This is a genomic window from Pseudomonas sp. LAMO17WK12:I5 (assembly GCF_900215165.1).
GTDB lineage: Bacteria > Pseudomonadota > Gammaproteobacteria > Pseudomonadales > Pseudomonadaceae > Aquipseudomonas > Aquipseudomonas putida_A.
Window position 1 is genome coordinate 341468 of record NZ_OBDS01000007.1, and the last position, 23885, is coordinate 365352.

Sequence of the window (23885 nt, forward strand, 5' to 3'; positions counted from 1 at the left end):
ATGCATTTCAGCGAACTGATGGCTGTTCTTTCCACCCATGCGATCCGCCTTCAACAGGAAGATGAAGACCTGGTCATTCTGGGCAGCGACGACGCGCTGGACGATGCGTTGTGGGACAGCCTCAGCGAACACAAGGCGCAACTGCTGGAACTGGTCGCGCAAAACGGTGGCGACTGGCTGAGCCCGGCGTTTCGCATCACCCCGGACATGCTGCCGCTGGTGACTCTGGATCAGCCGACCATCGATCGCTTGGTCGCCAAAGTACCCGGCGGCGCCGCCAACCTGCAGGACATTTACCCGCTGGCGCCGCTGCAGGAAGGCATGCTTTATCTGCACCTGTCGGCGCCCGCCGGTGACCCCTACGTGTCGCAAGCGCGATTCGCCTTCGACAGCCGCGAACGTCTGGAGGCTTTCGCCGAGGCGCTGCAATGGATGATCGAACGCCACGACATTCTGCGCACCTCGTTCGTCTGGGAACGCCTGGACGAACCGCTGCAAGTGGTGCAGCGGCAGGCTCGTCTGCACTGCGAAGAAATCGCCCTCGACCCGGGCTCGGATGTCCTGACGCAACTGCTGGAGCGCCACGACCCACGGTTCTTCCGCCTCGACATCCAGCAGGCGCCGCTGCTGCGTCTGGTGTACGCCACGGATCCGGCCAACGGGCGCGTGGTCGCGCTGTTGCTGTTCCATCACCTGATCATGGACCACGTTGCGCTCGACGTGGTGCGCCGTGAAACCCGCGCGCATCTGCTGGGCCAGACCGCGCAGGTCGGGCCGCCGGTGCCATACCGCGATCACCTGGCCAAGGCCCGTCTGCGTCTGGACGAACAGACTCACGAGCAGTTTTTCCGCGAGATGCTCGCCGACATCGACGAGCCGACCTTGCCCTGTGGTTTGCAGGATGTGCAGGGCGATGGCCAAGGCATCGAAGAAGCTTTGCTGATGCTCGACACCGATTTCAGCCGGCAACTGCGCGGCCAGTCGCGTCAGCTCGGCGTCAGCGTGGCGAGCCTGATGCACCTGGCGCTGGCGCGGGTGCTCGGCCAACTGTCCGGGCGCACGGCGGTGGTGTTCGGCACCGTGCTGCTGGGGCGGATGGAGGCGGGCGAGGGCGGCGAACAGGCGCTGGGGATGTTCATCAACACCTTGCCGCTGCGGGTGGATGTCGGGCAGGACGGCGTGCGTGCCGGGGTGCTGGCCACCCATCGACGCCTGACCGCGTTGCTCGGCCATGAACAGACCTCGCTGGCCCTGGCCCAGCGTTGCAGCGCGGTAGCGGTGCCGACGCCGTTGTTCAGCGCGATCCTCAACTATCGCCACAGCAGCAGTGAAGAGATCGCCGAGGTCAGCGAACTGGCCCCCGGCGTGCAAGTGCTGGGCGCCCGCGAACGCACCAACTACCCGCTGACGATCAACATCGACGACCTCGGCGAAGACTTGCGCATCACCGCGCTGGCGGATGCGGCGCTGGGTGCCGAACGCATCGCCGCTTACCTGCACACCGCGTTGCACAGCCTGCTGCAGGCCTTGCAATCGACCCCGGATGCACCGCTGCAACGCCTGAATATCCTGCCGGCGGCCGAGCGCGAATATCTGCTGCACGGGGTCAACTCGCCGTTGCCGCAGTTCCCGGAAACCCCGCTGATTCACCAGCAGTTCGAGGCCCACGCGGCGGCACGCCCCGAGGCCACAGCGCTGCTGTTCGAGGAGCAGACGCTGAGCTACGGCGAGCTCAATCGCCGCGCCAATCAGCTTGCGCATCACCTGCTGGCGCGGGGGATTCGTCCGGATCAGCGCGTGGCGATCTGTGTCGAGCGCGGCCCCCAAATGCTCATCGGCCTGCTCGGTATCCTCAAGGCCGGCGCCGGTTACGTGCCGATCGACCCGGCGTATCCACTGGAGCGTATCGCCTACACCTTGCAGGACAGCGCCCCGGTGGCGGTGCTGACCCAGGCCGATACGCTGGATCGGGTTGGCGCGCTCAACGTGCCGATCATCGATCTGGACAGCCTGCAGTTGCAGGCTGAACTCAGCAGCAATCCGCAGATTCCCGAGCTGACCCCAAATCACCTCGCCTACGTGATCTACACCTCCGGTTCCACCGGGCTGCCCAAGGGCGTGATGGTCGAACACCGCAACGTGGTGCGGCTGTTTTCGGCGACCCACGACTGGTTCAACTTCAACCCGCAGGACGTGTGGGCGCTGTTCCATTCCTTCGCCTTCGACTTTTCAGTCTGGGAAATCTGGGGCGCGCTGGCGTTTGGCGGTCAGTTGTTGCTGGTGCCGCAGGCCGTCAGCCGCTCGCCGGACGACTGCTACGCGCTGCTGTGCCGCACTGGCGTCACCGTGCTCAATCAGACCCCGAGCGCCTTCCGTCAACTGATCGCCGCGCAGGGCCGCAGCCCGTTGCAGCACTCGTTGCGCGAAGTGATCTTCGGCGGCGAAGCACTGGAACCGGGCCTGCTCAAACCGTGGTACGCGCGGGTCGGCAATGCCGGTACGCGGCTGGTGAACATGTACGGCATCACTGAAACCACGGTGCACGTGACCTATCGGCCACTGGAGGCAGCGGACGCGCTACTGGTCGGGCGCAGCCCGATCGGTGTGGGCATTCCCGACCTGCAGCTGTACGTGCTCGACGCGCAGCGCGAGCCGGTGCCGGCCGGCGTGATCGGCGAGTTGTACGTCGGCGGCGCCGGGGTTGCCCGGGGTTATCTCAATCGTGAAGCGCTGACTGCTGAACGCTTTATCGCCGACCCGTTCAGCGGCCGTGCCGAGGCGCGTCTGTACAAGACCGGTGACCTGGCGCGCTGGTCAGCGGATGGCAGCCTCGAATACCTCGGGCGCAACGACGATCAAGTGAAGATCCGTGGTTTCCGCATCGAACTCGGTGAAATCGAAGCTCGCCTGGCAGCCTGCGCCGGTGTGCGCGAAGCGCTGGTGATCGCCCGCGAAGACAGTCCCGGTGACAAACGTCTGGTCGCCTACTGGCTGGCCGCCGAAGGCACTGAACCGAGCGCCGCGCAATTGCGCGACGCGTTGCTGCAATCGCTGGCCGAGTACATGGTGCCGAGCGCCTTTGTGCGCCTCGACGCCATACCGCTGACCACCAACGGCAAACTTGATCGCAAAGCCTTGCCACAACCGGACAGCGATGCGTTCGCCCGGCGCGGCTTCGAAGCTCCGCTGGGGCCGGTGGAAACGCTGATCGCCGGAATCTGGCAGAGCCTGCTCGGTGTCGAGCAAGTCGGGCGGCATGACAATTTCTTCGAACTCGGCGGCCATTCGCTGTTGGCGGTGAAATTGATCGAACGCATGCGCCAGCACGACTTGCAGTGCGACGTGCGCGTGCTGTTCGGCCAGCCGAGCGTCGCGGCGCTGGCGGCGACCCTGAGTCACAGTCATACCCTGCGGGTGCCGGACAATCTGATTCCTTTCGATTGCACGCGGATCACCCCGGACATGCTGCCGTTGGCCACGCTGGATCAGGCCGCCATCGACCGCGTGGTCGCCAGCGTGCCCGGCGGCGTCGCCAATGTGCAGGACATTTACGGCCTGGCACCGTTGCAGGCGGGGATTCTCTACCACCATCTGGCGACCAGCGCCGGTGATCCCTACGTATTGCAGGCGCAATTCGCCTTCGCCGGTCTGGCACAGATCAAGGCCTTCGTCCGTGCGTTGAATGCGGTGATCGAGCGCCACGATATTCTGCGCACCAGCGTGGTCTGGGAGGGACTTGAAGAACCGGTGCAAGTGGTCTGGCGCGAGGCGCCGCTGGCGCTGGAACGGGTCGATGCCGACTTGCTCGAAGGCGATGTGCTGGAGCAGATGCAGGCACGTTTCGATCCGCGTCACTATCGCCTCGACCTGCGCCGCGCGCCGCTGATGCGTCTGGCCTACACAGAAGACCGTGAACAGCAGCGCTGGGTCGGCATCCTGTTGCTGCACCACATCGTCCTCGACCACACCGCACTCGAAGTGCTGCTGGCGGAAATGAACGACAGCCTGCAGCCGAGCGGTGCCGAGTTGCCGATGCCGGTGCAGTACCGCAACTACGTGGCGCAGGCGCAACAGCACGCCGATACTCAGGCGCATGAAGCGTTCTTCCGCGACATGCTCGGCGACATCGACGAGCCGACCGTGGCCTTCGGTGTGCAGGACGTACATGGCGACGGCAGCACCATTGTCGACAGCGAGCAGGCGCTGGATTCGAGCGTGGCCCAGCGCTTGCGCGAGCAGGCGCGCCGCCTCGGTATCAGCGCCGCCAGTCTGGTGCACCAGGCCTGGGGTCAGGTGCTGGCGCAGATTTCGGGACGCGAAGAGGTGGTGTTTGGCACCGTGTTGCTCGGACGCATGCAGGGCGGCGAGGGCGCCGATCGCGCACTCGGCATGTTCATCAACACCTTGCCGTTGCGGGTCAGTGTTGGCGCGACCGACGTGCAGCAAGGCGTGCGCGCTACCCATGAACGTCTGGCGCAACTGCTGGCGCATGAGCAGGCCTCGCTGTCGCTGGCCCAGCGTTGCAGCGGTGTGGCCGCGTCGCTGCCGCTGTTCAGCAGCTTGCTCAACTATCGCCACAGCGCGACCGAAACGGCAGGTGTGACCTGGGACGGGATCGAGATTCTCAGCTCGCGCGAGCGCAGCAACTATCCACTGGTGGTAAGCGTCGATGACCTCAGCACAGGTTTCCGTCTGAGCGTGCAGGCGGTGCCGCAGGTGGATGGTGCGCGGGTCTGCGATTACTTGCAGACCGCGCTGCACAATCTGCTGACGGCGCTGGAGCACAATCCGGCCACGCCGCTGCGGCAGATCTCGGTGCTGTCGCCGAGCGAACGGCAGCGGGTCCTGGTCGGCTTCAATATCACTGGTCGCGACTTCCCGCCGGCACAAACCGTGCAGCGTTTGTTCGAGGCCCGGGCGGCCGCGCACCCAGAAGCCCTGGCGGCGGTGCAAGGTACGCAGCAGTTGAGCTATGGCGAACTTAATCAGCGGGCCAATCGTCTGGCGCATCACCTGATCAGCCTTGGGGTGCAGCCCGATGACCGGGTCGCCCTGTGTGCCCGGCGCAGTCCGGACATGCTGGTCGCGCTGCTGGCGATCCTCAAGGCCGGCGCCGGTTATGTGCCGGTCGATCCGGCGTATCCGGCGGAACGCATCGCCTACCTGTTGCAGGACTGCGCCCCGGTGGCGGTCGTGGCGCAGGCATCGACTCGCGATCTGCTCGGTGGCGTGCCGGTCATCGATCTGGACAACGACCTCTGGCAGCACCTATCGGATGCCAATCCCCAGGTGCCGGCATTGACGCCGAACCACTTGGCTTACGTGATCTACACCTCCGGCTCCACTGGCCAACCTAAAGGGGTGATGGTCGAGCATGCGACCCTGGAAAACCTTGTGCACTGGCACGCCGAAGCTTTCGACTTGCAGGCCGGCAGCCAGACCGCGAGCGTCGCCGGCTTTGGTTTCGATGCGATGGCCTGGGAAGTCTGGCCGGCACTGTGTGTCGGCGCGACCTTGCACCTGCCGCCGCCGTCGATCCGCAACGAGCACCTCGACGAGTTGCTCGACTGGTGGTGCGCGCAGCCGTTGCAGGTCAGCTTCTTGCCGACGCCGGTGGCCGAATACGCGTTCAGCCGGCAGTTGCAGCACCCGACCTTGCGCACGCTGCTGATCGGCGGCGACCGACTGCGTCAGTTCAGTCGTGCGCAAACCTTCGACGTGATCAACAACTATGGCCCGACCGAAGCCACGGTGGTCGCCACCTCGGGGCGGGTAGAGCTTGACCAGCCGTTGCATATCGGCCGGCCGATTGCCAACGCCAAAATCTATGTGCTGGACGCCGAGCAGCGTCCGGTGCCGGTGGGCGTGGCGGGCGAGTTGTATGTTGGCGGGGCCGGCGTGGCGCGCGGTTATCTGAATCGCCCCGAGCTTAGCGCGGCGCAGTTCCTCTTCGATCCGTTCAGCGACGAGCCGCAGGCGCGCATGTACCGCACCGGCGATCAGGCGCGTTGGCTGGCCGACGGCAACATCGAGTACCTGGGGCGCAACGACGATCAGGTCAAATTGCGTGGCGTGCGTATCGAACTCGGTGAAATCGAAGCCGCGCTCGGCAGCCACGCTGCGCTGCAGGAAGCGGTGGTGCTGGTCCGCGACGGGCGGCTGATTGCGTGGTTCACCGAGCGCACGGCGGTCGATATTCAACAGTTGCACACGCATTTGCAGGCTCGCTTGCCGGATGCGCTGTTGCCGTCGGCATACGTGCGGCTGGACGCATTGCCGTTGACCGCCAACGGCAAGATTGATCGCAAGGCCTTGCCTGAGCCGGAGCACGGCGCGTGGCTAAGCCGCGAATATGAAGCGCCACAGGGTGCGCTGGAAACCGCGTTGGCTCAGATCTGGATCGACGTGCTGAAAGTCGAGCGGGTCGGGCGCCACGACAACTTCTTCGAATTGGGCGGGCATTCGCTGTTGGCGGTGAGCCTGATCGAACGCATGCGCCAGATCGACCTCGCGGCCGACGTGCGCGTGCTGTTCAATCAGCCGACCCTGGCCGCACTGGCCGCCGCTGTGGGCAGCGGTCGCGAAATCGAGGTGCCGGCCAACCGCATTCCGCCGGGCTGCACGCACATCACCCCGGACATGCTCAGCCTGACTGAACTCGATCAGGCCAGCATCGAGCGCATCGTCGCCACCGTGCCGGGCGGGGCTACCAACGTGCAGGACATCTATCCGCTGGCACCGCTGCAGGAAGGCATTCTTTACCACCACTTGAGCGCCGAGCAGGGCGATCCGTACCTGCTGCAATCGCGGCTGATCTTCGACAGCGTCGAGCGCCTGCGCACCTTCGGCCAAGCCTTGCAGCAGGTCATCGCGCGTCACGACATTCTGCGCACCAGTGTGGTCTGGGAAGGGCTGGCGAGTCCGCAGCAAGTGGTCTGGCGTCAGGCGCCGCTGGTGGTGCAGGCGGTGCCGCTGGACCCGGCGCAGGGCGACGTTCTTGACCAGTTGCACGCGCGCTTCGATGCCCGGCACAACCGCCTCGACCTGAGCCAGGCGCCGCTGATGCGCATCGTCTACGCCGAAGACCCGGCGCAGCAACGGGTGGTGGCGATCATCCTGTTCCAGCACCTGATTCTCGACCACACCGCCATGGAGGTGGTGGGCCAAGAGATGCGCGCGTTCATGTTCAACCAAGCCGACAGCCTCGGCACGCCGATGCCGTACCGCAACTACGTGGCGCAGGCGCGTCTGGGCGCCAGCGAGCAGGAGCACGAAACGTTCTTCCGCGACATGCTCGGCGATATCGATGAACCGACCCTGCCGTTCGGCCTGCACGATGTGCAAGGCGATGGCGGCGACATCGAGGAGGCGCAGCAAGCCGTCGATGCCGGGTTGACCCTGCGCCTGCGGGAACAGGCGCGGCAGTTGGGTCTCAGCCCGGCGAGCCTGATGCATCTGGCCTGGGCGCAGGTGCTGGGCGTGCTTGCCAACCGCCGCGACGTGGTGTTCGGCACGGTGCTGTTGGGTCGTTTGCAGGGCGGTGAAGGCGCGGATCGGACCCTCGGCGTGTTCATCAATACCTTGCCGCTGCGGGTGGATGTCAGCGAAGGCGTGCGCGCTGCGGTCAAGACTACCCACGCACGGCTGACCGCGTTGCTGGCCCATGAACACGCGCCATTGGCGCTGGCCCAGCGTTGCAGCGCGGTGTCCGGGGCGCCGCTGTTCAGCGCCTTGCTCAACTACCGGCATACCGCTGCCGAAGCGCAGCCGCGTGACGGTCAGGGCATCTGGGAAGGCGTGCAATTGCTCGGCGGCGAAGAGCGCAGCAACTATCCGCTGACCCTCAGCGTCGACGATCTCGGCGAAGACTTTTCCCTGTCCGTGCTGGCGTTGGCGCAGATCGGCGCGCAACGGATCTGCGGCTACATGCACACCGCGCTGGAGCATCTGGTGCACGCACTGGAACAGGCGCCGCAACGTCCGCTCAACCGCTTGCCGATTCTTTCGGTCGAGGAATACGAACGCCTGGTGGTCGGTTTCAACCCGACTGCGGCTGCGTATCCGCGCGGTGCAACGATTCAGGCGCTGGTGCAAGTGCAGGCCGAGCAGCAGCCACAGGCACTGGCGGTGGTGCAGGGCACGCAGCAACTGACCTACGCGCAGCTCAATCAGCAGGCCAATCGCCTGGCCCATCACTTGCTCGGCCTCGGCGTGCAACCGGACGACCGGATTGCCGTGTGCCTGCAACGCAGCCCGCAGATGCTGGTGGCGCTGCTGGCGATTCTCAAGGCCGGCGCCGGTTATGTGCCGGTCGATCCGGCGTACCCGGCCGAACGCATTGTCTACCTGTTGCAGGACAGCGATCCGGTGGCGGTGCTGGCGCAGGGATCGACCCGCGAGCTGCTGGGCCGGGTGCCGGTGATCGATCTGGACAATGACACCTGGCAGCATCTGCCGGACAGCAATCCGCAACTGCCAACACTGAGCCCGGCGCATCTGGCCTACGTGATCTACACCTCGGGTTCGACCGGCCAGCCGAAAGGCGTGATGGTCGAACACGCGACCCTGGAAAACCTTGTGCACTGGCACTGCGAGGCGTTCGACCTGCGCGCCGGCAGCCACACCGCCAGCGTCGCCGGTTGCGGTTTCGACGCGATGGCCTGGGAGGTCTGGCCGGCGCTGTGTGTCGGCGCGACCCTGCACCTGCCGCCGCCGTCGATCAGCAACGAACACCTCGATGACCTGCTCGACTGGTGGCGCGCGCAGCCGTTGCAAGTGAGCTTCCTGCCGACGCCGATTGCCGAATACGCCTTCAGTCGTGAGTTGGGTCACCCGACCTTGCGCACGCTATTGATCGGTGGCGACAAGTTGCGGCAGTTCTCGCGTGGGCAGACGTTCGACGTCATCAACAACTACGGCCCGACCGAGGCCACGGTGGTCGCGACCTCCGGGCAAATCAATACCGGACAGCTGCTGCATATCGGTCGGCCCATCAGCAACGCCCGGGTTTACCTGCTCGACGAACAACAACGTCCGGTGCCGGTTGGCGTGGCGGGCGAGCTGTACGTCGGTGGCGCGGGTGTGGCCCGTGGTTATCTGAACCGTCCCGAGCTGACCGCCGAACGCTTCCTCGAAGACCCGTTCAGTGACGAACCGCAGCCGCGCATGTACCGCACCGGTGACCTCGCGCGCTGGCTGGCCGACGGCAATATCGAGTACCTGGGGCGTAACGACGATCAGGTCAAACTGCGCGGCGTGCGGGTGGAACTGGGGGAAATCGAAGCGGCACTGACCAGCCATCCGGCGGTGCAGGACGCGGTGGTGCTGGTGCGCGAGGCGCGGTTGATCGCCTGGTTCACTGCCCGCGCAGCGGTCGATATCGAAGAGCTGCGCCAGCATCTGCAAGCACGTTTGCCGCAGGCACTGGTGCCCGCCGCGTACGTGCGCCTGCCGGCGCTGCCGCTGACCGCCAACGGCAAACTCGACCGAAAGGCCTTGCCCGAACCGGATCAGGACGCCTGGCTCAGCCGCGAATACGCAGCCCCGCAAGGGCCGGTGGAAACCGCGCTGGCGCAGGTCTGGGCCGAGGTGCTGCAGGTCGAACAGGTTGGGCGGCACGACAACTTCTTTGAACTGGGCGGACATTCGCTGCTGGCGGTGACCCTGATCGAGCGCATGCGTCAGCTCGGCCTGAGCACCGACGTGCGCGTGCTGTTCAGCCAGCCAACCCTCGCCGCGCTGGCGGCCGCCGTCGGCAGCGGTCGCGAAGTCGCGGTGCCAGATAACCTGATTCCACTCGGTTGCACGCATATCACTCCAGACATGCTGACCCTGCTGCAACTGGATCAGGCCAGCATCGAGCGTATCGTGGCCACGGTGCCGGGCGGTGCCGCCAATGTGCAGGACATTTATCCGCTGGCGCCGTTGCAGGAAGGCATCCTTTATCACCACTTGAGCGCCGCGCAGGGCGATCCATACCTGCTGCAATCGCGCCTGGCATTCGACAGCCTTGAACGCTTGCACGCCTTTGCCGCCGCGCTGCGCCAGGTCATGACACGTCACGACATTCTGCGCAGCGGAGTGGTCTGGGAAGGGTTGTCGACGCCGGTGCAAGTGGTCTGGCGCGAAGCTCAACTGCCGGTGCAGGAAGTCGCACTCGACCCGGCCGCCGGTGATGTTCTGGCGCAGTTGTATGAGCGTTTCGACGCGCGGCATTACCGCATCGACCTCAGTCAGGCGCCGTTGATTCGCCTGGTGTATGCACAAGACCCGGCCAATGATCGAGTGGTCGCCATGCTGCTGTTCCATCACATCGCCATGGACCACACGGCGCTGGAAGTGGTGCAGCAGGAACTGCAGGCGCTGCTCTTCGGTCACGGCGAAGCCCTGATCCCTGCCGTGCCGTATCGCAATTACGTGGCGCAGACCCGGCTGGGCGTCAGCGAGCAGGAGCATGAAGCGTTCTTCCGCACGATGCTCGGCGAGATCGATGAGCCGACGCTGCCGTTCGGTCTGCTGGATGTGCACGGTGACGGCCATGACATCGAAGAAGTCCGTCAGCGCGTGCCCGAAGCCTTGGCGCGGCGCCTGCGCAGCCAGGCGCGGCAGCTGGGCGTGAGCGTCGCGAGCCTGTTCCATCTGGCGTTTGCCCAGGTATTGGCGGCGACTTCCGGACATAAGCGCGTGGTGTTCGGCACCGTGCTGCTGGGGCGGATGCAGGGCGGTACCGGCGCTGATCGCGGTCTGGGAATGTTCATCAACACGCTGCCGCTGCGGGTAGATTTGGGTGATGTTTCGGTGCGTGCCGGGGTGCGCGCCACCCATGCGCAACTGACCGCATTGCTCGGCCATGAACATGCGTCACTGGCATTGGCCCAGCGGTGCAGCGGGGTGGCCGCGCCGTCGCCGCTGTTCAGCGCGATGCTCAATTACCGGCACAGCGTCAGCGCAGAACAGTTGCAGGCCAATCGCCTGGCCTGGCAAGGCATCGAAAACCTGTCCAGCGAGGAGCGCACCAACTATCCGCTGAGCGTCAACGTCGATGACCTGGGCCAGGGCTTTGATCTCACGGCCATGACCCCTTCGCGGATTGGCGCGGCGCGGGTGTGTGGCTACATGCAGCAGGCGTTGGCGGGGCTGGTCGAGGCGCTGGAACAGACACCGCAGCAGGCGTTGAATCGCCTGCCGGTACTGGCGGATGCCGAGCGCCAGCAGTTGCTGTTCGGCCTGAACGCCACGGAGGTCGATTACAACCTCGATCAAACCATTCACGGCTTGTTCGAGGCGCAAGTGGCGCGCACGCCTTGGGCACCAGCGGTGGCCGCTGATGAACAGCCACTGACTTATGCCGAACTCAACGCCCGGGCCAATCAACTGGCGCGGCACCTGCGCGAATTGGGCGTAGGGCCGGACTCACGGGTGGCGATCTGCGTCGAGCGTGGTCTGGACATGGTGGTCGGGCTGCTGGCGATCCTCAAGGCCGGTGGCGGTTATGTGCCGCTGGATCCGGCGTATCCGCTGGAACGTCTGGCCTACATGCTCGAGGACAGCGCGCCGCTGGCGGTGCTGGTGCAGGGAACCACGCGTTCGTTACTCGGTGACGTTGGCGTGCCGGTGATCGACCTGGATCAGCCGCATTGGCAAGCGCTGCCGCCAGACAATCTTGCGATAGCCGAACTGGCCCCGCAGCACACCGCGTACGTGATCTACACCTCCGGTTCCACTGGCCAACCGAAAGGCGTGATCAACGAACATAGCGGGGTAGTCAACCGCCTGTTGTGGATGCAGGACGCTTACCAACTGAGTTCTGCCGACACGGTGTTGCAGAAAACCCCGTTCAGCTTCGACGTCTCGGTCTGGGAGTTCTTCTGGCCGTTGATGACTGGCGCCCGATTAGTCATGGCCCGGCCCGAGGGACACAAGGATCCGCTGTATCTCAGCGAAATCATCGAACGCGAACACATCACCACGCTGCACTTCGTACCGTCGATGCTCGATGTTTTCCTTGCTCACGCCGACACCGCACGTTGCAGCAGTCTGCGGCAAGTCATGTGCAGCGGCGAAGCCTTGCCGGGCAGCGTGGTGCGGCGCTTCAAACAGCAACTGCCGGGCAGCCAATTGCACAACCTGTACGGCCCGACCGAAGCGGCAGTGGACGTGACCGCGTGGAATTGCGCCGGGCCGCTGGAAAGCACCCCGGACAACACGCCGATCGGCAAACCGATCGCCAACACCCGGATGTACATACTCGATGCCCAGCAACAACCGGTGCCGCACGGCGTGGTCGGCGAGCTGTACATCGGCGGCGTACAAGTGGCGCGCGGTTATCTGAATCGCCCGGAACTGAACGCCGAACGCTTCCTCAACGACCCGTTCCAGAGCAACGGGCGGATGTACCGCACCGGCGACGTCGCCCGTTATCTCGCGGACGGCAACATTGAATACCTGGGCCGTAACGACGATCAGGTGAAGATCCGTGGCTTGCGTATTGAACTCGGCGAGATTCAGGCGCGTTTGACCCAGATCGACAGCATTCAGGAGGCCGCCGTACTGGCCCGCGAAGATGCATCCGGCGACAAGCGTCTGGTGGCGTACTACACCGGGGCACGCCTGGAAATCGACGTGCTGCGCAGTCATCTGCTGGAAAACCTGCCGGACTACATGGTGCCCGCGCTGTTCGTGCATCTCGATGCACTGCCGCTGAGCCCCAACGGCAAACTCGACCGCAAGGCGCTGCCGGCGCCGGATCAGGCGGCATTGCCGGTGCGCGAATACGAAGCCCCGGTAGGCGACGTCGAAATCACCCTCGCACGGCTCTGGGCCGAGTTGCTCAACGTCGAGCGGGTAGGGCGCCACGATCATTTCTTTGAACTGGGTGGTCACTCGCTGCTGGCGGTCAGTCTGATCGGCCGGCTGCGTCAGGAAGGCATGGAAGCCGATGTCAGGTCGCTGTTCGAACATCCGACCCTGGCCGGCTACGCCGCAATTACCGAACGAATGGAGATCGTCCTGTGAACGTGATCGAACTGTTGGCCACATTGAAGGCTAAAGATATTCAGCTGGCGGTCGCGGACGACCAATTGCGGGTCAACGGCAACAAACAGGCGTTGAACGACCCGGCGTTGCTGGCGCTGTTGCGCGAGCACAAACCGGCGCTGATCGAACTGATCAAGGCCGGGCAGTACTCGGCCAGCAAGCATGGCCAGGTCGAAGTGCCGGCCAATGGCATCGTCTCGGGCACCACGCGCATCACCCCGGCGATGCTGACGCTGGTCGAACTCGACCAGGCGACCATCGACCACCTCGTCGCACAAGCCCCCGGCGGCGCGGCCAACGTGCAGGACATCTACCCGCTGGCGCCGTTGCAGGAAGGCATCCTGTATCACCACGTCAGTGGCGGTGACGGTGATCCGTATGTCATGCAGTCGCATTTCGCCTTTGCCAGCCGCGAGCGTTTTCAAGCGTTCGCTCAAGCGCTGCAAAACGTGATCGATCGCCATGACATTCTGCGCACCGCTGTGCATTGGGCAGGGCTGGACGCGCCGGTGCAGGTGGTCTGGCGCCGGGCCGAACTGCCAGTGGAAGAGGTGACGTTGCCTGATGCAAATGGCGACGTGCTGGCGTATCTGCACGAGCGCTTCGACGCCCGGCATTTCCGCCTCGACGTTACCCAGGCGCCGCTGATGCGTCTGGCCCACGCCTGGGATGAGGCCGGGCAACGGGTGATCGCCACGCTGTTGTTCCATCACATGGCCCTCGACCACTCGGCCCTCGACGTGGTGCGCCACGAAATGCGCGCCTGCCTTACCGGGCAGCGTGAACGGCTCGGGCGCCCGGTGCCGTTTCGCAACTACGTGGCGCAGGCGCGTCTGGGCGTCAGCGAAGCCGAGCACGAGGCGTTTTTCCGCGAAATGCTCAGCGATATCGACGAGCCGACGCTGCCTTATGGTCTGCAGGATGTGCAGGGTGACGGCAGTGAAATCGTCGAACTCAGCGTGCCGGTGCCAACGTTATTGGGCCAGCGTCTGCGGGCGCAGGCGCGAACCCTTGGCGTGAGTGTCGCCAGCCTGTTCCATCTCGGCTGGGCGCAGGTGCTGGCCGCGCTGACCGGCAAGCAGCAAGTGGTGTTCGGCACGGTGCTGATGGGTCGTATGCAAGGCGCCGAAGCGATTGATCGGGCGCTGGGGATTTTCATCAACACCTTGCCGTTGCGGGTGAATATCGACGGCCAGGATGTGCGCGCGGCAGTCAACGCCACCCACGCCCGGCTGACCACGCTGATGCGGCACGAACACGCACCGCTGGCCCTGGCTCAGCGCTGCAGTCACGTGGTGGCGCCGACGCCGCTGTTCAGCACACTGCTCAATTATCGCCACAGCCACAACGTCGCCACCGCCAGTGCCGAAACCCTCGCGGCGTGGGACGGTATCTCCACGTTGCACTCCGAAGAGCGCAGCAACTATCCGTTGACGATGAGTGTCGATGACCTCGGTGATGCATTCAGCCTGACCCTGCTGGCCAGCACCCAGACCGATCCGCAGCGTATCTGCGACTACCTGCACTGCGCGCTGGAAAACCTCGTGCTTGCGCTGGAGCAGGCGCCGCAGACACCGGTCAATCAACTGCCGATCCTGCCGGCGGCGGAGCTTGCGCAGGTGCTGCTCGACTTCAATGCCACCCATGTGGATTTCCCGACGGCACAGACCCTCCAGCAACGTTTCGAGGCGCAGGTGGCCGAGCGGCCTGAGGCGCTGGCGGCAGTGTTTGCCAATGCGCATTTGACCTACGCCGAACTCAACCGTCAGGCCAACGCTTTGGCGCATCACCTGATCGGCCTGGGCGTGAAACCGGATGACCGCGTGGCGATCGTCGCCCGCCGTGGGCTGGACACCCTGGTCGGACTGGTGGCGATCCTCAAGGCCGGCGCCGGTTATGTGCCGATTGATCCGGCGCACCCGGCCGAGCGTTTGAACTACCTGCTCGACGACAGCGCCCCAGTCGCCGTACTGACCCAAAGTCATTTGCGCGAGCGACTGCCGGCGCTAAACGTGCCGGTGCTCGACCTCGATCACTGCAACTGGCCGCTGACGGTTACGCAAAACCCGCAGGTACCGGGCCTGAGCACCGCGAACCTGGCCTACGTGATCTACACCTCCGGCTCCACTGGTTTGCCCAAAGGCGTGATGGTCGAGCATCACACCTTGAGCAATCTGGTCGACTGGCACTGCACGGCGTTCGACCTCTGCGCCGGGCGCCACACCTCAAGCCTCGCCGGCTTTGGTTTCGATGCGATGGCCTGGGAAGTCTGGCCGGCGCTGTGCGTGGGCGCGACCCTGCATCTGGCGCCGACTCACGAGGGCGGCGAAGACATCGATGCCTTGCTCGCGTGGTGGTGCGCGCAGCCGCTGGACGTGAGTTTCCTGCCGACCCCGGTGGCCGAATACGCCTTCAGCCAGAACCTCGAACACCCGACCCTGCGCACGCTGCTGATCGGCGGCGACCGCTTGCGGCAGTTCAATCGCAACCAGCATTTCGACGTGATCAACAACTACGGCCCGACCGAGGCCACAGTGGTCGCGACCTCAGGGCGGGTAGCAAGCGGCGACGCGCTGCACATCGGTAAACCGCTGAGCAATGCCACGGTGTACCTGCTCGACGAACAACAGCGCCCGGTGCCGCTTGGCGTTGCCGGTGAGCTGTACGTCGGCGGTGCCGGGGTTGCCCGTGGCTACCTGAATCGCCCGGACATGACTGCCGAACGCTTTCTGCGTGACCCGTTCAGCCGCGCGCCGAACGCGCGGATGTACCGCACCGGCGACCTTGCACGCTGGCGCGAGGACGGCAACATCGAGTACCTGGGGCGCAACGACGATCAGGTGAAAATCCGTGGCGTGCGCATCGAATTGGGCGAGATCGAAACCTGCCTCAACCAGTTGCCGGGGATTCAGGAAGCGGTGCTGCTGGCCCGCGAAGATCAACCCGGCCAGCCGCGCCTGGTGGCCTACTTCACCGAGCAGCCGCAGGTCGAAGCGCTGCCGGTGGGCGAGTTGCGCACGCAATTGCTCAGCCGTTTGCCGGAATACATGGTGCCGAGCGCGTTCGTCAAACTCGCCGCGTTGCCGCTGACCGCCAATGGCAAGGTCGACCGCAAGGCCTTGCCAGCGCCGGATCTGGCGGCGCTGTTCACTCGCGAGTACGCAGCGCCCGAAGGCGAGGTGGAAACCGCGCTGGCGCAGATCTGGGCCGACGTGCTGCAGGTCGAGCGGGTTGGGCGCCAGGATCACTTTTTCGAACTCGGCGGGCATTCGTTGCTGGCGATGCGCATGGTCTCGCAAGTGCGCCAGCGTCTGGGCGTCGAGCTGGCGCTGAGCGATCTGTTTGCCAACGCCGAACTGGCGGCGGTCGCGGCAGTGCTGAGCGAGGCCGGACGCTGTGCGCAACCACAGATCGTGTCGGTACCGCGTGACGGCGCGTTGCCGCTGTCGTTCGCCCAGCAACGCTTGTGGTTCCTCGCGCAAATGGAAGGCGCCAACACCGCCTACAACATTCCCGTGGCGATGCGGCTGCGTGGCCGTCTCGACGACGCGGCGCTGCAACGCGCACTGGCACGGATCGTCGCCCGGCACGAAACCCTGCGCAGTCGCTTTGCGCAATTCAACGACGAAGCGCAAGTGCTGATTGCCCCGGTGGACACCGGTCTGCTGCTGCGTGTCGAGGACTTGCGCCAGCACCCGCAACCCGAGGAAACCTTGCAAGCGCTGATTCAGGGCGAAGCCTCCGGGCCGTTCGACTTGCAGGACGATCCGTTGATTCGCGGGCGACTGGTACGCCTGGCCGACGATCACCATGTGCTGTTGCTGACCCTGCACCACATCATCTCTGACGGTTGGTCGATGGGTGTTTTGACCCGTGAACTGATGGCGCTGTATCAGGCGTTCAGTCACGGCCAGCCGGATCCACTGCCGCCGCTGGCGCTGCAATACACCGACTACGCGGTGTGGCAACGGCGCTGGCTCAGCGGCGAGGTGCTGCAACGCCAGAGCGAATATTGGCAACGGACCCTCGCTGGCGCCCCGGCGCTGTTGATGCTGCCGACCGATCGGCCGCGTCCGGCGCAGCAGGACTATGCCGGCAGCAGCGTTGCCGTCGTGCTCGACGAACGCTTGAGCGCCGGGCTCAAAGCCTTGGGCCAGCGCCACGGCGTGACCCTGTACATGACGCTGATGAGTGCCTGGGCGATGCTGCTCAGCCGCTTGTCCGGACAGGCGGAAGTGGTGATCGGTTCGCCAGTGGCCAACCGCACCCGCGCCGAAATCGAAGGCCTGATCGGCATGTTCGTCAACACCCTGGCGCTGCGCATCGACACCTCGGGCGAGCTGAGCGTCGAAGCGCTGCTGGCGCGGGTCAAGGCGCAAACCCTGCAAGCGCAGGCACATCAGGATCTGCCGTTCGAGCAAGTGGTGGAAATCACCCGGCCCGTGCGCAGCCTGGCCCACAGCCCGTTGTTCCAGACCTTGCTCAGTTGGGATGGCCTCGAAAGCACGGCGCTGGCCCTCGGCGAACTGACGCTGGAGGGCGTGGCCGAGCCGAGCCACTTCGCCAAGTTCGATCTCTCGCTGAGCCTCAGTGAGTCCAACGGCATCATTCGCGGATCGCTGGAATACGCCACAGCGTTGTTCGATCAGAGCACGGTCGAGCGCTTCGTCGGTTACTTCCTGCGCCTGTTGCAGGCGATGGTCGCCAACGATCAGGCGCTGCTGCAACAGGCGCCGCTGCTGGCGCCGGAAGAACAGCAGCGTTTGCTGGTCGAGTTCAATGCCACGGACGTCGATTACGACCTTAAGCAGACCATTCATGGTCTGTTCGAAGCGCAAGTAGCGCGTACGCCTTGGGCTCCCGCGGTGGTTGCTGATGAACAGCAACTGACTTATGCCGAGCTCAATGCCCGGGCCAATCAACTGGCACGGCACCTGCGTGAATTGGGCGTAGGGCCGGATGCGCGGGTTGCGCTCTGCGTCGAGCGCGGTCTGGACATGGTGGTCGGGCTGCTGGCGATCCTCAAGGCCGGCGGCGGTTATGTGCCGCTGGATCCGGCGTATCCGCTGGAGCGTCTGGCTTACATGCTGGAAGACAGCGCGCCGCTGGCGGTGCTGGTGCAGGGAACGACGCGCTCGTTGCTCGGTGACGTTTCGGTGCCGGTGATCGACCTGGATCAGCCGCACTGGCAGTCGCTGCCAACGGAAAACCTGCATGTCAATGAGCTGACCCCGAATCACACCGCGTACGTGATCTACACCTCCGGCTCCACCGGCCAACCAAAAGGCGTGATCAACGAACATCGCGGGGTGGTCAACCGCCTGCTGTGGATGCAGGACGCCTATCAACTGACCGCCAGCGACACGGTGTTGCAGAAAACCCCGTTCAGCTTCGACGTCTCGGTGTGGGAGTTCTTCTGGCCGCTGATGACTGGTGCACGTCTGGTCATGGCCCGGCCCGAGGGGCACAAGGATCCGTTGTATCTCAGCGAAATCATCGAGCGCGAACACATCACCACGCTGCACTTTGTCCCGTCGATGCTCGATGTTTTCCTTGCTCACGCCGACACCGCACGTTGCAGCAGTCTGCGGCAAGTCATGTGCAGCGGCGAAGCGTTGCCGGGCAGCGTGGTGCGGCGCTTCAAGCAGCAACTGCCGGACAGCGAACTGCACAACCTCTACGGCCCGACCGAAGCCGCGGTGGACGTAACCGCGTGGAATTGCGCCGGGCCGCTGGAAAGCACCCCGGACAACACGCCGATCGGCAAACCGATCGCCAACACCCGCATGTACATTCTCGATGCCCAGCAACAACCGGTGCCGCACGGCGTGGTCGGCGAGCTGTACATCGGTGGCGTGCAGGTCGCACGCGGTTATCTGAATCGTCCGCAGCTGAACGCCGAACGTTTCCTCAATGATCCGTTCCAGGCCAATGGGCGGATGTACCGCACCGGCGACGTCGCCCGCTATCTGCCGGACGGCAATATCGAATACCTGGGCCGTAACGATGATCAGGTGAAGATCCGTGGCCTGCGCATCGAACTCGGTGAAATCCAGGCACGCCTGACCCAGATCGATGGCGTGCAGGAAGCCGCCGTATTGGCCCGCGAAGACGTGCCGGGCGACAAGCGTTTGGTCGCGTACTACACCGGCGCACAGCTGGAAATTGAAACACTGCGCGGCCACTTGCTGGAAAACCTGCCGGACTACATGGTGCCCGCCGTGTTCGTGCATCTCGAAGCATTGCCGCTGAGCCCCAACGGCAAACTTGACCGCAAGGCGCTGCCGGCCCCCGATCTGGCGGCGCAGACCGCCCGTGAATACGAAGCCCCGGTCGGCGAAGTGGAAACCGCGCTCGCGCAGCTCTGGGCTGAATTGCTCAAGGTTGAGCGGGTAGGGCGCCACGACCATTTCTTCGAACTCGGTGGTCACTCGCTGCTAGCGGTGAATCTGGTGGCGCGGATGCGCCGTGCCGGCCTGAGCGCCGACATTCGCGTGCTGTTCAACCAGCCGACCCTCGCCGCACTGGCCGCTGCCGTGGGCGGTGAACCGGAAGCCGAAGTCCCGGCCAACCTCATCCCGGCGGACTGCATGCGCATCACTCCCGAGCTGCTGCCACTGGTGGCGCTCGACCAGCCGAGCATTGACCGCATCGTCGCCAGCATCCCCGGCGGCGTGGCCAACGTGCAGGATATTTACCCGTTGGCGCCGTTGCAGACCGGCATCCTCTTTCATCACCTGTCCGCCGCCCAAGGCGATCCGTATGTGTTGCAGGCGCAGTTCGCGTTTGCCGATGAGCAACGCCTGAACAGCTTCACCCAAGCCTTGCAGAACGTAATCCAGCGCCACGACATCCTGCGCACTTCGCTGTTCTGGGACGGGCTGCAAGACCCCGTGCAAGTGGTCTGGCGTGAGGCGCCGCTGGCGTGCGAAGCGCTGGAGCTGAATGGCACGGACGGCGATGTACTCGAGCAATTGCGCCGGCGTTTCGACGCTGCGCAGTACCGCATGGCCGTCAATCAGGCGCCGCTGATGCGCGTGGTGCACGCGTGGGATTCAGCCAATCAGCGGGTGGTGGCGTTGTTGCTGTTCCATCACCTGGTGATGGACCATGTGGCACTGGAGGTGCTGCAACACGAAATGCAGGCGTTCCTCAGCGGCCAGCCGCAACGTCTGGCCGAACCGGTGCCGTATCGCAATTATGTGGCGCACACCCTGTCCGGCTTGAGTGACCAGCAGCACGAAGCGTTCTTCCGCGAGATGCTCGGTGACGTCGACGAACCAACCTTGCCTTACGGGCAGAACCCGGCGCCGGAAGGGCTGGCCACGCAGGCACAGTTGAGCCTCGACACCGCGCTGAGCCGCAACCTGCGCAGTCAGGCGCGGCGTCTGGGTGTCAGCGCGGCGTGCCTGATGCACCTGGCGTGGGCGCAGGTGCTGGGGCAGTTGTCCGGTCGCGATGACGTGGTGTTCGGCACGGTATTGCTTGGTCGCTTGCAGGGCGGCGAGGGCGCGGAACGGGCGCTCGGGGTGTTCATCAACACCTTGCCATTGCGCATCGATCTGCGTGCGCACAGCGTCAAGGGCGCGGCACTGGCGACGCATCAACGGTTGAGCCAGTTGCTGCAACACGAACACGCGCAACTGGCGCGCATCCAGCATTGCAGCGCGATGGCGCCGACCACGCCATTGTTCAGCACGTTGTTCAATTATCGCCACGGGGCCACGGCGGGTGGCGGTTCTGCCGAGGCCCAAACGGCCTGGCAAGGCATGCAATTGCTTGAGGCCGAAGAACACAGCAACTATCGCCTGACCCTCAGTGTCGACGATCTCGGCGAAGACTTCAGCCTGACCGCACTGGCCGGTGCCGGTATCGATGCACAGCGCACCTGCGACTATCTGCAATGCGCCTTGCACAGGCTGGTGGATGCGCTGGAGCACGCGCCGCATCAAGGTTTCGAGCACCTGTCGATCCTGCCGGACGCGGAGCGCGAGCAGTTGTTGCACAGCTTCAACGCGACTCGCGCCAATTACCCACAGGGACTGACGATTGCCCAGCGTTTCGAGCAGCAAGCGCTTGAGCGACCGCAGGCGCTGGCGGCGGTGTTTGCCGATGCTTCGCTGAGCTATGCCGAGTTGAACCGGCAGGCCAACAGTCTGGCGCATCATCTGATTGCATCGGGTGTACAGCCTGACGATCGCGTGGCCATCGTCGCCCGACGCGGCCTTGATACGCTGGTCGGGCTGGTGGCGATTCTCAAGGCCGGCGCCGGTTATGTGCCGGTGGATCCGGCGCACCCGGCGGAGCGCCTGAGCTATCTGCTGCAAGACAGTGCGCCCGTCGTGGTGCTGAGCCAAAGCGATCTGCGTGAACGCCTGCCGGCATTGACGGTGCCGCTGATCGAGCTTGATCTGCACCAATGGCCAAACGAGCCAATCGACAACCCGTCGCTGCCGGCCCTGACCCCGCAGCACCTGGCTTACGTTATCTATACCTCCGGCTCCACCGGTCTGCCAAAAGGCGTGATGGTCGAGCACCAGACGCTGAGCAATCTCGTGGACTGGCACTGCGCGGCCTTCGATCTGCACGCCGGCAGCCATACCTCGAGCCTGGCCGGGTTCGGTTTCGACGCCATGGCCTGGGAAGTCTGGCCGGCATTGTGCTGCGGAGCGACGCTGCATCTGGCGCCGAGTCACGAAGGCAACGAAGACATCGACGCACTGCTTGCCTGGTGGCGTGCGCAGCCGCTGGACGTGAGCTTCCTGCCGACCCCGGTGGCCGAATACGCCTTCAGTCAGGAGCCGGCGCATCCAACCCTGAAAACCCTGTTGATCGGCGGCGATCGACTGCGTCAGTTCAACCGTAACCAGCCGTTCCGGGTGATCAACAACTATGGCCCGACCGAGGCTACGGTGGTCGCTACCTCGGGCCTGATTGCGGCGGGCGAGGTGCTGCATATCGGTAAACCGGTGAGCAATGCCACGGTGTATCTGCTCGACGCACGGCAACGCCCGGTACCGCTGGGGGTGATCGGCGAGTTGTATGTCGGAGGTGCCGGCGTGGCCCGTGGTTACCTGAACCGTCCGCAGATGACCGCCGAACGCTTCCTGCGCGATCCGTTCAGCAGCGTGCCGAATGCACGTATGTACCGCACCGGTGACCTTGCGCGCTGGCGCGAGGACGGCACGCTTGAATACCTCGGGCGCAACGACGATCAGGTGAAAATCCGCGGCGTGCGTATCGAGTTGGGCGAGATCGAAACCCGGCTCAATCAGCTCCCCGGTGTTCAGGATGCGGTGTTGCTGGCCCGCGAGGACGAACCCGGTCAGTCACGGTTGGTGGCGTATTACACCGAGCAGGGCGCAGCACTGAGCGTCGCTGATCTGCGCGCGCACCTGCTCACTCAATTGCCTGAGTACATGGTGCCGGCGGCGTTTGTCCGGCTCGACGCGTTACCCCTGACCGCCAATGGCAAGGTTGATCGCAAGGCATTGCTGAAACCTGACCTGACTGCGCTATTCACCCGCGAATACATCGAGCCGCAAGACGAGCTGGAAACAGCGCTGGCGCAGATCTGGGCCGAGGTGCTGCAGGTCGAGCGGGTTGGCCGCCATGATCACTTCTTCGAACTCGGCGGGCATTCACTGCTGGCTATGCGCATGGTCGCGCAGGTGCGTCAGCAACTGGGACTGGAGCTGGTGCTGGCTGATCTGTTCGCCAACCCTGTACTGGCGGCGGTCGCCGAATGCCTGTGCGTAGCGCAGGTCAGTAGCCAACCGCAGATCGTAGCGGTGCCGCGTGACGGCACGCTGTCCTTCGCCCAGCAACGCCTGTGGTTCCTCGCGCAAATGGACGGCGGCAACTCGGCGTACAACATTCCGCTTGGCCTGCGCTTGCGCGGGCGGCTCGATGTCGAAGCTTTGCAGCGCGCACTGACGCAGATCGTTGCGCGGCACGAAACCCTGCGCAGCCGCTTCGTCAGCGTCGACGATCAGGCGCAGGTGACGATTGCACCGGTCGATAGCGGCCTGCTGCTGCAGGTGGAAGACCTGCGCCAGGATCCACAGGCCGAAGCCACGGTGCAGGCACTGCTCGCGCAGGAAGCCGCGACTGCCTTCGATCTGCAGCACGATCCCTTGATTCGCGGACGCCTGCTGCGTCTGGCTGACGATCATCATGTGCTGTTGCTGACCGTGCATCACATCGTCGCCGATGGCTGGTCGATGGGTGTGCTGACCCGTGAGCTGATGGCGCTGTACCAAGCCTTCAGTCACGGGCAACCGAATCCGTTGCCACCACTGGCGCTGCAATACGGCGACTACGCCGTGTGGCAGCGGCGCTGGCTCAGCGGTGAAGTGCTGCAGCGGCAGAGCGATTACTGGCAGCAGACCCTCGACGGCGCGCCGGCCTTGCTGACCCTGCCCACCGACCGTCCGCGTCCGGTACAGCAAGATTTCGCCGGCAGCAGCGTCGAAGTACGCCTGGATGAGCATCTGAGCACCGGGCTCAAAGCCTTGAGTCAGCGTCACGGCGTGACTCTGTTCATGACCCTGATGAGTGCCTGGTCGCTGTTGCTGAGTCGTCTGTCCGGGCAGTCCGACGTGGTGATCGGCTCGCCGGTGGCCAACCGCACCCGGGCCGAGATCGAAGGCCTGATCGGCATGTTCGTCAACACCCTGGCCCTGCGCATCGACACCTCGGGCGAGCCGAGCGTGGCCACGCTGCTGGCGCGGGTCAAGGCGCGCACGCTGGAGGCGCAGGCGCATCAGGATCTGCCGTTCGAGCAAGTGGTGGAAATCACCCGGCCAGCGCGCAGTCTGGCGCACAGCCCGTTGTTCCAGAGCACGCTG

General features: G+C 64.8%; 2 protein-coding genes (1 of these 2 cut by a window edge). Both read left to right on the plus strand.

All coding sequences use genetic code 11. The features are described 5' to 3' along the window. On the plus strand, window positions 1-13014 hold the full coding sequence (locus CRO59_RS14810) for a non-ribosomal peptide synthetase (protein ID WP_097087893.1): 13014 nt from the start codon (window positions 1-3) through the stop codon (window positions 13012-13014). After that, window positions 13011-23885: the 5' portion of a non-ribosomal peptide synthase/polyketide synthase gene (locus tag CRO59_RS14815; RefSeq protein ID WP_097087892.1), read on the plus strand. 6948 nt of this gene lie beyond the right edge of the window; 10875 of the gene's 17823 nt are visible here — the first part of the coding sequence; its start codon is at window positions 13011-13013; its stop codon lies beyond the right edge, outside the window. The genes CRO59_RS14810 and CRO59_RS14815 overlap by 4 nt, the downstream gene beginning before the upstream one ends.

Bases quoted from the DNA above. Each gene is read 5' to 3' on its own strand.
- CRO59_RS14810 (WP_097087893.1), top strand. From the start codon at position 1: ATGCATTTCAGCGAACTGATGGCTGTTCTTTCCACCCATGCGATCCGC.